Origin of the sequence: Pseudoneobacillus rhizosphaerae, from assembly GCF_917563885.1 — a bacterium.
GTDB lineage: Bacteria > Bacillota > Bacilli > Bacillales > Cytobacillaceae > Pseudoneobacillus > Pseudoneobacillus rhizosphaerae.
Map to the genome: position 1 here is coordinate 47,584 of NZ_CAKJTG010000021.1, position 12,622 is coordinate 60,205.

Genomic DNA, 12,622 nt, shown 5'->3' on the forward strand with positions numbered 1-12,622 from the left:
ATGGAGAAGGTTATAGATAAGAAAGTTCTATTAAAGGTTGATCAGTTGAAGCAATACTTTCCAGTTAAAACAGAATCCATTTTTAAACCTAAAGCTTTTGTAAAGGCGGTTGATGATGTTTCTTTTGAGCTTTTTGAAGGAGAAACACTAAGTATTGTTGGCGAATCAGGCTGTGGGAAATCAACGACAGGTAGAGCGATTTTAAGACTTGATGAACCAACCGATGGTAAAGTATATTATTCTGGGCAAAATATTTTAGAGTTGAATAAAAAGGAAATGCGTAAGCTGAGGGGCGATTTGCAGGTAATCTTTCAGGATCCCTTTGCCTCCCTTAATCCACGTCAAACCGTAAAACAAATTTTAAATGAAGCGATGGCCATTCAAAATGTGGTAGAGAAACCTAAAAGAATGGATAGAATGCTGGAGCTTCTTGGTTATGTTGGACTACCTCCAGAAGCACTTGATCGCTATCCACATGAATTTAGTGGTGGCCAACGTCAGCGTATTGGTATTGCTAGAGCCTTGGCTGTCGACCCGAAATTAATTATTTGTGACGAAGCGGTTTCTGCTCTAGACGTATCGATACAGGCACAAATTTTAAACCTACTAAAAAAGCTGCAAAAACAATTTCAGCTTACTTTTCTATTTATCTCTCATGATTTGAGTGTGGTAAGACATATATCTGATCGTGTTATGGTAATGTATTTAGGGAAAGTCGTTGAAATTGCCGAGAAAAAGGATTTGTTTGATTCACCTCTACATCCTTACACGAAGGCATTGCTATCATCTATTCCCGTCCCAAACCCAACATTGAAGCGGGAACGAGTGATGTTGACAGGTGACGTACCTTCACCAATCGATCCACCTACTGGATGTCGCTTTCATACACGCTGTCCGTTTGCTGTTGAAAATTGTAAACAGGTAGAACCCGCTTTACGTGAAATAAGGAATAATCATTTTGTTAGCTGCCACAGAGCTGAAGAATTAGCACAATAAACTTATCGATTAAAAGGGAGAATTTATATGCTCCCTTTTTTTAAATCAATGGAACGGAGAAACTTGTCACATGCTTACTATAGAACCTTTCTCCATTTATATCATGATATGTGTATTAGCTCCGTTATTAGGTGCTTTCACCTTACTTTTTCTGTTTATTTTTGAAAAACGAATCGATTTACTTGAGCAGCATACTCGAGAAATAGCTCTTGAAAGAGAATTACAAACGGCATTATATAATCAATTAAATTCAGAAATCCAACCACATTTCTTTTTTAATACATTAAATTCGATTCTTAGCCTAGCACGACTTGATCGGAAAACAGAATTAATCCGTTCAATCGAAACGCTTTCAAAACTACTTAAATTTAAATATCAAACAAATAATTCTGTTATTACGATAGAAGATGAACTTACTTATACTGGCTATTATTTAGAAATTCAAAAAACAAGATTTCGGGATCGATTACAGTTTCAAATTACAACCGATCCTAACGTTAAGCAGGCTGTCATCATCCCTTTTCTTATTCAAACCTTTGTCGAAAATGCCTTTAAGCACGCTTTTGAAAAACATATCGGTGACGCTTCGTTAAAGATTGACGTAAAAAAAATAGAGAAAGAGGTTCATGTCACAGTTTGGAATAACTCCTTTGAAAGCCAGGTTGAAATTCCTACTGAAGGTGGGCTCGGTTTAGAAAATATCGCCAAAAGGCTTGAGCTCCTTTTTCCAAATGAATATACAAAAGTTGATTTCAAAAATTCAGTAAATGAAACGACCGTTTTAGCTATTTTTCCATTTGTCATAAAGTCAGATAAACTTGGAGGGTGATGGAGAAAATGAACATTTTGCTAGTCGATGACGAACCACTTGAATTAGAGCAACTAGAATATTTGATATTAAAAAAATTCCCCAACTGGAAGATTTTCAAGGCCCAGGATGCTTCAAAAGCTCTTCAAATTGTGAAGCAGAATGATATCCTTCTTGCCTTCCTAGATATTCAACTTCCAGGAAAATCAGGTCTAGAGTTAGCCATGGAGCTATCTAGTTCTAATACAATGGACATCATTATGGTGACCGCTTATCAAAATTTCGAATATGCTCAAACCTCTATCCGTCTTGGGGTGGTTGATTACATTACGAAGCCTGTTATTGAAGATGAACTATTATCTGTGTTAGCACGATACGAACGAATAGGTAGATATTCTGAACAAATCATTAAAGCTTTGCAAATTATCCAGCAAGAATTTAGTGAGAAATTAACATTAAATTATTTAGCCTCTAAGATCCATATTAACGCGGCATACTTAAGCAGAAAATTTCAAGAAGAGGTTGGTATGGGTTTTTCCGAATATTTAAATGACTACCGTCTTAAAGAAGCACAAAAAATGTTGATTGAATCTCCTGATTTAAGTATCAATACCATTTCAGAAAGATGCGGCTTTAACAGCCAACATTATTTTAGTCAAATATTTCGAAAGACGACTGGACAATCACCACGAGATTACCGCCTAAAGGAGTTATATCGTTGAAACGAGAGGATTATCAGTTTTATGTGAGCGGAGCGATTAAGCTTGGTATCAGTTTCGGTGTGGTAAGCTTACTGGCTAGATGGGTAACTGGAAATACGATTCTTGCTTCCCCAGAAACGTTAATCAAATATGGACTAACAGGTGGAATTGGCTATTCGTTAATGGGGGCTTTAGCACTCATTTTATTTGGGTTGTTGGCTAAAAAGATCCGTGAACGATACCCTGACCAACATACAATTGGAGACGTATTACGCCTTAAGCTAACACCAAGTGGCTATTGGTATATGATTACAGTCCTCCTTATAACCAGCTTAGATTCCTTATTTGTGCAAGCGATGGGTGCAGGAATATTAATCCACATGATTTCCCCTTTACCTATTTTTATAGGTATGCTATTATTCCTATCCTTTTGCTTTTTTGTTGGTGGAGTAGGTGGAATGCAAAGAATACATCAACTAGCCGGAATAAATGTTTCACTTATTTTCGGCGCAGTCATTATCATTCCTGTTTATTTTTTTATTCAAGAAGGTGTATTTCCTGTTTATGAAGGAATTAAGCTATACCATCCCTATTTATTGTATATAAAAAACACAGAAGCAATATGGTTTATTTTCACCGCCATTTTAATTGGATTTGGACAAGTCTTGATTGACCGTGCAACTTGGCAACGTGTATTTATTATTAAAAAAGAAAAGGTACGAATGACATTTACGTTAGCCGGATTAATATGGGCGACAATTCCGCTAGCATTATCATCCTTATTAATGATTATTATTTTTGGAAGAAGCTATGAAAATATCTACTCCCTAATATTTGAACTCATTGAAAAAATCCAATCTACAGTACTCATTGTTTTATTTGTTTTATTTTGCTTTAGTGCAATTTCTTCTGCGATTAGTGCTGAGATTCATGCGACTACGTCTCTGTTTGTAAGAAACGTGTTGGAAGTTTTTCGGAAGCTAACGGACCGTGAAAAATGGAAATACACCTATATTTTTTCAGGTGCAATTTGCGTATTTTTATTTGTAATCGTGACAATTCTTACACCAAACCCACTTGAATTACTGTTTTTCTTTGGAAATATTTACGCTTCGATGATTGTACCAATGTTTTATATTATTCTTAGCAAACGAAAATTACCTTCCCTTATTCCCTTTGCTTCATTGATTGGTGCTATAGGTGGTTATTTGGTATTACCATTTACAGAGAATCTTTTGGCGATATGGCTAAGCTTTGCTATTTCTAGTTTTATTTGTCTTTGCTTTACCTTTTATAAGTGGTTTAACTAATGATGCCTATTAATTCTATAGGAGGAATATGATTTGGAACAAGAACAAGTTCTTTTTGCTGAACAATCTGTTCAAAGCATAGATTTATTACCTACTAAGCAAGAAGATAGAACGTGGAAAATTACTCACTTCTTTTCAATCTGGATGGGTTCCGTCCATAATGTTCCATCATATGTAACAATAGGGGGATTTTTTGCGATTGGGCTGGGTATATGGCAAGTGTTCTTCACTATTTTAGTTTCTTCATTTATACTAGCCTCCATGATGGTGTTAAATGGCCATGCGGGTGCCAAGTATGGAATCCCTTTTTCTATGCTACTCCGATTGACATTTGGCGTGAGAGGAGCAATCTTACCAGGCGTATTAAGAGGGGTTGTTGCTGCTATCATGTGGTTTGGTCTTCAAACCTACGCAGGTAGTCTTGCTGTTACTATCTTAATAGGAGTCATATGGCCTTCATACCTTTCAGTAGGTGGAGATTGGAGTTTTTTCGGATTAGGGTTACCGAATTGCCTTTCCTTTTTGCTATTTTGGATGATTCATTTAATTTGCATTTTTGGCGGAATGGATACATTAGGAAAACTAACAAAGATTCTTTCCCCCCTCATATTTCTCGTTTTTGGAGGGATGGCCATTTGGGCAATCAATCTTGCTGGTGGAATAGAAGCCATCCTTCGCTATCAGCCTAAGGGTATGGTTGAAAATTCATCTTTCGTCATTATGACTTGTGTTACAGCTATTTTATCCACATGGGTTGCCCAAATCTTAAGCGTTTCAGATATGACCAGATTCTCTAGATCTAATAAAGATCAGACTATTGGTCAAATACTGGGATTATTAACTACGTATTTATTATTTGCCGTAGCAAGTATTTCCATCATCGTCGGTTCAGAGATTGCCTATGGAGTCCCCATTTGGAATGTACTAGAAGTCGTTGATCGATTCGATAATAAATTTGCTATCATTCTCTCTTTACTCACTATCTGTTTATCGACGTTATCGGTAAATATCGTTGGTAATATCATTCCGGCAGGGAATCAACTGGCCTCCCTGTTTCCGAAAAGATTAAATTTTATTGCTGGCGCTGTTCTGGCAACGATTATCGGGATTCTGATTATGCCCTGGAAGTTAATGGAGAACTCAACGAGTATTTTTGCCTTTTTAAATATTATCGGGGGATTATTAAGCCCTGTAATAGGTGTATTGCTTAGTCATTATTATTTCATTTGTAAACAAGAAATCCATGTGAAAAGCCTTTATCAGTCTCCAATACGGATGAATTGGTCAGCAATAGTGAGCATACTAATTGCTGGATTTTTTAGCCTAGCTGGTAACGTTATACCAGCACTTGAACCTTTCTACCGTGTTTCTTGGTTTACAGGCATAGGGATAGCAGTAGTTTTGTATCTTGTATTCTATAAGGCAAGTAAACTATTAAAGGGATGAATATATTTTCATCCCTTTTCGATTTGTTATTGGATTATACCTTGATCTAATGTACTAGAAACGAGTTTTCCTTTATAGAAGACGGCTTTGCGTTTAGAGCGTCTTGCGACAGCTTCTGCAGAACAACTGGCTTCAATTAAGATCATACTTGCTGCATCCCCTACCTTCGGCCAAAGCTGGTTCCCCTCTTTATTTAAGGGTGTAATTCCACCTGTAATATATTTTAGTGATTGTGAGAGTGATATCTCATCTGTCCATCTATATTTCTCAATTAAGCGACCTAGTCTTTCAAGTACATCTCCATTGCCTAAGGGAGACCACGTATCAAAGATGTTATCGTTACCAACAGCGACCTCTACGCCACTTTCGGTTAATAGATTTACTGGAGGAATGTTTCGGCCGATTGGAACACTAGTTACAATTGAAATACCCGCATCTTTTAGAATTTCCGCCATTTCATACGCTTCTGTTGTTGAAACATCCCCAAGACCAAAGGCATGACTAATAGCCACTCTCCCTTCCCATCCCGCTTGTTTCGTTAAAAGAGCAAGTCGTTTCATCGTAAAAGTCCCAAGATGTCCAGGATCATGTAAATGTAAATCAATATCGGCATTTCCTTCCACAGCGATATCCATTAGCTCTACTAAAGAAGCTTCAATATTTTGATCAACTGTGGCAGGATCGACTGCACCTACTATCCCTGCTCCATTCCTTACTGCTTCTCTCACTAGCTGGCCAGAACCTGAACGCAACAATCCGTGCTGAGCAAACGCGACAATTTCTGAGCTTACTTTATTTGAATAGTTTCTAAGTGCCTGTTGTACTCCCTCTAGATTCTTTAATCCAACTTCAGGATAAATATCCACATGTGTCCGAACATGAGTCGATCCGTAAGCTAATAATTGCCTAAGTAATTCTTCTGCCCGTTCAACTGTATTCGTAGCAAGCGAAGCCAAGATATTTTTTTCGATTTCACAGCGACCAATGACATTTTTGGCTGGGGTACATGCCCGCCAATGATCTCCTATTAGCGTTTTATCAAGGTGTACATGTTTTTCTACAAAGGAAGGTAATAGTAACAATTCTTGTGCATCCATCACGGGTAAATCATCCGAAATGCTATCAAGACCACTCGTTATTTTAGAGATCTTTCCATCCGATAACAATAAATGAAAAAGGTCGGTTTCAGTCCCTACCACTCTATTATTTTCTTTTTTATATCCGGTTTCTAATCGAACATTCTTTAACCAAAACATATTATGATCATCCTTTTTTTATAATGTAGGAGCAACATGATAAAAGGGCTTATTCCTTTTGGATATCCCTCTTACCATTATAGATTTTATTTGATTGAAATATCATTAATTTCTAAGTAGCCTGAAGGACTAATAGCAAATCCCTCAATGTCCTTTGAAATAGCTGCCATATTTTCAATCACACGAACTGGAATATAAGGAGAATCAGCCATTTCCAACTCTTGCGCTTTTGCATAAAGATTAAGACGTGTTTGGTTGTCTTTTTCACTTCGTGCTGCTTCAATTAAACGGTCCACTTCTTCATTACTATAAAAGAACGTATTCCCCGCTCCTCCTTGAGAGTTAGTATGGAATAGATTGTATTGATTATAATCAGCATCTCCAGTAGCATTTCTCCAGCTGATAATAAACATTTCTGAATTGCCGGCATTTGCTTGTTCAACAAATGTTCCATATTCCAAGACTTGAATATTCACTTTAATACCAATTCCTTTTAGCTGCGATTGTAGTACTTCAGCTAAATTGATTCGTTCTTTGCTATCCATAGTAATCAGCGATGTTTTAAAGCCATTTGGATAACCCGCTTCTGTCAGTAATCTCTTAGCTTCATTTAAATTATATTCATATGCTTTTAAACCATCATGATATCCGAACACCTTGGATCCCAATAATGTATTGGCTTTTTTTCCAATATTATTAAAAACTCCGTCAATAATCGCATCCATCTCTACAGCATGTGCAATAGCTTTTCGAACACGAACATCGTTAAAGGGTGCCTTTTGCACGTTAAAGCCAACATATTCTGTACCATATCCCTCACTTCTGTAAACTTTTGAGGCTTTTGAGGCTTCTACGGTCGACTTCATCGTTACAGATAGAGGTTCTGCGATATGTGCTTCACCTGTTTCGAGCATCGATATTCTTGTTGTTTCTTCAGGGACTACTTTGAATACAACTTTATCAACTTTTGCTTTATCACCCCAATATTTCTCGTTTTTATTAAAAGTAATCTCTTGACCCGGCGTCCATGATTCAAAGACAAAAGGTCCAGTTCCATTAGGTTCTTGAATGATATTTTTTCCATATTTTACGATGGTTTTCGGATTGATAATGCCGCCTTCATGACTAGCAAGAATCGAGAGTAAAGGTGAAAATGGTTCTGTTAATAGGAATTGAACGGTATAGTCATCAACTACCTTCACTTCTTTAACCATCTTGAAGACAACCGCTCTAGGTGAAGCCACAGTTGGGTCTAGTAGTCTATCAAATGTAGCTTTTACAGCCTCTGCATTAAAAGCAGTTCCATCATGAAAAGTTACATCATCTCTTAGCTTAAATTCCCAGGTTGTATCGTCAAGCTGATTCCATTCTGTGGCTAGTAAAGGCTGAATATCAGAATTTTTATCTCTCCCTACTAACCCTTCGTAAATTTTACGATGGGTGACACTCGCAGCATTGATAGTTGACATAAAATGGTGGTCTAAGTTCTCCGCGTCAGAAAGTCTTGCGATGACTAAGGTACCGCCATCCTTTGATTGTTTGGCCTTGTCATTTTCTTTTGTGCTGACATCCTTATTGGTAGAACAGCCTGAAATCAAGAACACAACCAAAATGACAAGAAATAATTTTCGTAACCCTTGTTTAACCTTCATGGACTCCAACCCCTCATCAATATAATAACTGGCTTTTGTCCGATTATAATAAATATTCTGACTTTTTTATTTTAAAATCTTTACCTCCTTTTTCATTATTTCTACTACTTTTTTAAACTTTTTCTACCTTTCACTTTTGAATCGACTCTACGACCTTAAACGATGACGGGAACAATTCTTTCTCTGGAAGCTGTTGATAATCTCTTTCTAGATAGCCTTTTCTCATTTTGTTGAAGTATTTTTGCCCTTTTTGTTTAATTTCTTCTAAATCAAGATTTGGAATTTGTCGATCCTTCATTACGATTCTTCCATTAATAATCGATAATTTTACGTCTCTACCACTTCCACTTACAAACATCGATCGTATCGGGTCATCTGATACGCCCATATGATATCCATCTAAGTCAATTGCGATAATGTCTGCCTTTGCACCTACTGAAATTCGTCCGAGGTCTTCTCTCCCTAAAAATGCGGCGGCACCTAAAGTAACAGCTCGAAATAAATCAGCATAGGTGGAGTTTTCAACGTCTTCTTCAATCACCCGTGACAGCATACTCCCTGTTCGAATGTTCTGGAACATATCTGGTGGAAATGTATCTGTTCCTAGTGCCAGATTAATCCCAGCGCGTTTATATTTCGCAAAAGATTCTAAAGCTTGACCATGCCTTCCGATAATTAAAGGACAATGAATGACTGTTGTACCCGTTTCTTCTAATAAGGCAAGATCATCACTTTTACCATCCCCTGCTTCACTGTATCCAGAAATAAAATGTGCATGGGGAATTCCTGTTTTTGGACCTAAGAAGCCAAGATCATATAAATAACGGATTGGCGTAACACCTTTGTTTTCCAAAATCGTGTGGTATTCAAAGCTCCCTTGAGCAGCATGGAGTTTGATTGGTACATCTAGTTTTTCACTATAGTATTTTGTCTGCTTTAGGCTTTCTTCCGTTTGACACTCGATTCGTTCTGGAGCTAACATTCCTCTAATTAATCCATCATAGGCTCCATCAAATTCTTCGACAAATCTAACAGCCCTTTGTAGTCCTGCTCGTCCTGCTTCTTCATCCCAGAAGAGCTTTATTGCTCCATCAGGCTTGACAACCCTGATCCCAGATTGGTAGCTTGGTCCTAAGTAAATTCTTAAACCTAGGTTTCCTGCATGATGGGCAGCCGCAACTAATTCTTCATACGTTTCAGCCCATTTTTTATAAAAAACAGAGGTGATCGGCATTGCCGTTGTTATCCCATGAAGAATAAGCTGTGAATAAGCATATAGGGATTTAAATGCTTCCTCTTCCTCGTTCATGACCTCATGATGCCCCTGCTCAATATAACGTTCAGACCATAACAAATTTTTTGATTTTGTAGCGGGTGCTTCTAAATGTAATATATCATGATCAATATCTCCTAGTGCATTTAAATCAATAAATCCCGGACTAATAACTGCGTTACCTGCATCCATTTCTTCGTCTACTTCATTAGGATAATTTTTCCCAACAAAAATAATCGTATCGTTTTCAAATACGACCTCGGCATGTTCGATTAAAACATGACCGGATCCATTATAGCCAATCACATATCTACCTTTAAGTTTGGTTTTCAATTGTTTTACTCCCTTCCAAAGTATACTATTATTACATATTAAAATTATAGATAATATTGGTTATTGTTATTTTCAGAATTATTACTCCTTTTTAAAATATTTCTACTTTTAACAAATAAAAAAAATAATTTTGATATACTAAAAGAAATGTAGCTAGAAAGTGAAGGTTAATGATGAAACATACTATTATTTATAAAACAATCAATCAACTTAAACTTAAGGCTGACTTCTATGGGACTGACCAGGACGATGCCCCTGTCGTTGTTTATATTCATGGTGGAGGCTTAATTTGGGGATCTAGGAAAGATATTAGCGAAGAAATGATCCAACTTTACACCCAAAACGGCTTTGCAGTTTTTTCGATTGATTACAGGCTAGCACCTGAATCAAAATTAGCTGACATCCTTGAGGACGTACAAGATGCTCTCTTTTGGTTAGAAGTGGAAGGGATGAAACAATTCTCCATTGATTCGAAACGGATAGCAGTAATAGGAGGCTCTGCTGGTGGTTTTCTTGCTCTTTGTACAGGCACCTTTAAAAATAAACCTCGAGCTATTGTCTCTTTTTATGGATATGGAGATCTTAGAGCAAAGTGGGCCATGAATCCTAGTACCTTTTATCTTCAAAAGGAACTGATTCCAAAAGACCTTGCATTGAAACTATTATCAGACAAGATCCTATCAGAAGGGCCTGTTCAAGATCGCTATCTTTTCTATTTATATGCGAGACAGCAAGGGGTTTGGGTTCAAGAGATTACTGGTTTTAACTCATCTAATGATGAACTATTGAAGTTATGTCCAATTTATCAGGTTACCGAGGAGTATCCATCTACTTTATTTTTGCATGGGACAAATGACACTGATGTTCCATACGAGCAATCAATCTTTATGAGAGCTGCGCTTATTAAAAATGGTGTTTACGGAAGATTGATTACGATTCCTAATGGTGAGCATGTATTTGAAAAGGATATTCATGATCCAATTGTTCAAGATGCTCTTAATCAGGTGATTGAGTTTCTAAAAACACAATTATCAAATTGGATAAGGTTGTCATAGGTTTGACAACCTTTTTTGTTATTTCAAAATTCATGTGACTGCTTTCGAAAGGTTTAACCATTTGACTACCTCTTATTACGGTGATATAGTTACCTAGGTAACTATATTATTAAAGTACTGTTTGGAGTGATTTTCCTAAAAATGAATACACATGAAATTTTCCATACGATTAATCAATTATCCCGTTATTTAACTAATCGTATAAACGAGGAATTAAAACCGTTAGGAATTTATAGTTCTCAGTGGACCGTCATTTATGTTTTAAAAACAAAAGGAAGTTTAACTCAAAAAGAGATTTGTCAATATTTAGCTATAGAGGCACCACCTATGACTCGAACAATACAAAGATTGCTGACTCAAGGGTACGTGAAACAAATTCAAGGGAAAGATAAAAGGGAAAAGTATATTCAACTTACCGAGGTGGCATTAGAAAAATATCCTACTTGGGAGGCTGCCACCTTGCAGGTAAATGATTCATTGTTATCGGCTATCCCTAGTCATTCACATGAAGAATTATCTCAACAGTTGAAAGGTTGGTATAAACAATTATCATAGATAGGAGAATGTAAGTGGAACAATCAACTAGATTATGGACAAAAGATTTTATAGGTATTTCCTTAAGTAATTTTTTCTTATTTATGACCTTTTACTTTTTACTTGTTAGTTTACCGGTACTAGTCATACAACAATTTGGTAGCTCGAAAACAGAGGCTGGGTTGATCACCACTGTTTTTTTATTTTCAGCCATTCTTATTAGGCCATTGGCAGGCTATGCAATAGAAAAGCTAGGTTATAAAAAAATTTTTATTACTTCCCTAGTTATCTTTCTTGGTTCATCAACACTTTACTTTTTTGCGGAAACAATGGTCACATTATTAGTAGTTCGTTTTCTGCATGGAATTGGTTTTGGGATGGCAACTACCGCTGCCGGTGGAATAGTTGCTACTATTATTCCTAAATCCCGTAGTGGTGAAGGTATGGGATATTTTATTATGTCTGCTAGTATGGCAATGGTACTTGGTCCTTTTATTGGATTGACAGCTATCCAACAAGGCGATCCAACGGTATTATATTCTATTAGTGTGTTGTGCTCTTTACTTGCCTTGATTACAGGGCTAATCATTCGGTTCCCAGTCATTGATGCAATGGAAACTGTACGATCTGATTTTCGTTTTCAAAACTTTTTTGCAACTGCTGCTATTCCGATTGCCATTGTCGGAGCCTTTTTTGCCATCGTATACTCGGGAATTCTCTCCTTTGTTTCCGTTTATGCTAAAGAAATTGGCTTAATCGAGGTTTCTAGTTTTTTCTTCGTTGTTTACGCAGTTGTTTTATTATTATCAAGACCTTTTACTGGGAAATGGTTTGACCTTTATGGCCCTAATGTAATCATCTATCCGGCTATTGTAGTTTTTGCTATTGGGATGTATGTATTGAGTGGATCTCATACTGCAGTTGGTTTTCTAATCTCAGCTGCATTAATCGGAATTGGTTACGGCACTATCTTTCCAAGCCTCCAAACCATTGCAATTCAAAAAGTGGCTCCTTCTAAAAAAGGGATGGCTACAGCAACATTTCTATCGATATTTGATATCGGTATTGGCTTTGGATCCTTTATTGTTGGAATGATAGTGGCAGAAGTCGGATTTCGATCTTTCTATTTAAGCAGTTCACTTTATGTTTTAGCTGGTATTATTGTTTATTTTGTTTTACATTCGCGAAAACAGAATGCTCAAAAAACAAAGCAAGAAGTTTCCGTATAAAAAGAGGTGAGTCTATGTTTATAGACTCA

Annotated in this window: 11 protein-coding genes; 8 read left to right on the top strand and 3 right to left on the bottom strand. The window is 36.8% G+C overall.

Translation table 11 applies throughout. The annotated features are described in order from the left end of the window. The 5 genes from LRP83_RS16670 (at position 1) to LRP83_RS16690 (ending at position 5,261) form a co-directional block, all read left to right on the top strand. Positions 1-996 carry an ABC transporter ATP-binding protein gene (locus tag LRP83_RS16670; protein WP_230497825.1) on the top strand — a complete coding sequence of 332 codons (996 nt, stop codon included), beginning with the start codon at positions 1-3 and terminating at the stop codon, positions 994-996. 70 nt (positions 997-1,066) lie between these two features. Further along, positions 1,067-1,825 (top strand): sensor histidine kinase, encoded by a 759-nt coding sequence (locus LRP83_RS16675; protein ID WP_230497826.1) that lies wholly within the window; start codon positions 1,067-1,069, stop codon positions 1,823-1,825. Between the two features lie 8 nt (positions 1,826-1,833). Continuing rightward, a complete protein-coding gene (locus LRP83_RS16680; RefSeq protein WP_230497827.1) occupies positions 1,834-2,526 on the top strand; it encodes a response regulator transcription factor in 693 nt (230 codons plus the stop codon). Then, on the top strand, positions 2,523-3,815 hold the full coding sequence (locus LRP83_RS16685) for an SLC5/6 family protein (protein ID WP_230497828.1): 1,293 nt from the start codon (positions 2,523-2,525) through the stop codon (positions 3,813-3,815). The genes LRP83_RS16680 and LRP83_RS16685 overlap by 4 nt, the downstream gene beginning before the upstream one ends. Positions 3,816-3,848: 33 nt before the next feature. After that, positions 3,849-5,261, top strand: coding sequence for a cytosine permease (locus LRP83_RS16690; RefSeq protein WP_230497829.1), 1,413 nt, complete (start codon positions 3,849-3,851; stop codon positions 5,259-5,261). Between the two features lie 26 nt (positions 5,262-5,287). Here the strand turns inward: LRP83_RS16690 and LRP83_RS16695 are convergent, their stop codons facing one another. The 3 genes from LRP83_RS16695 to LRP83_RS16705 form a co-directional block, all read right to left on the bottom strand. After that, on the bottom strand, positions 5,288-6,517 hold the full coding sequence (locus LRP83_RS16695) for an amidohydrolase (RefSeq protein ID WP_230497830.1): 1,230 nt from the start codon (positions 6,515-6,517) through the stop codon (positions 5,288-5,290). Positions 6,518-6,603: 86 nt separating this feature from the next. Next, on the bottom strand, positions 6,604-8,169 hold the full coding sequence (locus LRP83_RS16700; RefSeq protein ID WP_230497831.1) for a glutathione ABC transporter substrate-binding protein: 1,566 nt from the start codon (positions 8,167-8,169) through the stop codon (positions 6,604-6,606). 130 nt (positions 8,170-8,299) lie between these two features. Beyond that, on the bottom strand, positions 8,300-9,775 hold the full coding sequence (locus tag LRP83_RS16705; protein ID WP_230497832.1) for an amidohydrolase family protein: 1,476 nt from the start codon (positions 9,773-9,775) through the stop codon (positions 8,300-8,302). A gap of 170 nt (positions 9,776-9,945) precedes the next feature. Here LRP83_RS16705 and LRP83_RS16710 point away from each other — a divergent pair, with 170 nt between their 5' ends. From LRP83_RS16710 to LRP83_RS16720, 3 genes are all read left to right on the top strand, one after another. Then, positions 9,946-10,830, top strand: a complete 885-nt coding sequence (locus LRP83_RS16710; protein WP_230497833.1) for an alpha/beta hydrolase — start codon at positions 9,946-9,948, stop codon at positions 10,828-10,830. A 141-nt stretch (positions 10,831-10,971) separates the two neighbouring features. Further along, positions 10,972-11,385 (top strand): MarR family winged helix-turn-helix transcriptional regulator, encoded by a 414-nt coding sequence (locus LRP83_RS16715; protein ID WP_230497834.1) that lies wholly within the window; start codon positions 10,972-10,974, stop codon positions 11,383-11,385. 14 nt (positions 11,386-11,399) lie between these two features. Continuing rightward, on the top strand, positions 11,400-12,593 hold the full coding sequence (locus LRP83_RS16720) for an MFS transporter (protein ID WP_230497835.1): 1,194 nt from the start codon (positions 11,400-11,402) through the stop codon (positions 12,591-12,593). The last annotated feature ends 29 nt before the right edge of the window (positions 12,594-12,622 follow it).

Coding starts and splice junctions, on each gene's coding strand:
- LRP83_RS16670 (WP_230497825.1), top strand. CDS start 1: ATGGAGAAGGTTATAGATAAGAAAGTTCTATTAAAGGTTGATCAGTTG.
- LRP83_RS16715 (WP_230497834.1), top strand. CDS start 10,972: ATGAATACACATGAAATTTTCCATACGATTAATCAATTATCCCGTTAT.
- LRP83_RS16675 (WP_230497826.1), top strand. CDS start 1,067: ATGCTTACTATAGAACCTTTCTCCATTTATATCATGATATGTGTATTA.
- LRP83_RS16700 (WP_230497831.1), bottom strand. CDS start 8,169: ATGAAGGTTAAACAAGGGTTACGAAAATTATTTCTTGTCATTTTGGTT.
- LRP83_RS16695 (WP_230497830.1), bottom strand. CDS start 6,517: ATGTTTTGGTTAAAGAATGTTCGATTAGAAACCGGATATAAAAAAGAA.
- LRP83_RS16710 (WP_230497833.1), top strand. CDS start 9,946: ATGATGAAACATACTATTATTTATAAAACAATCAATCAACTTAAACTT.
- LRP83_RS16680 (WP_230497827.1), top strand. CDS start 1,834: ATGAACATTTTGCTAGTCGATGACGAACCACTTGAATTAGAGCAACTA.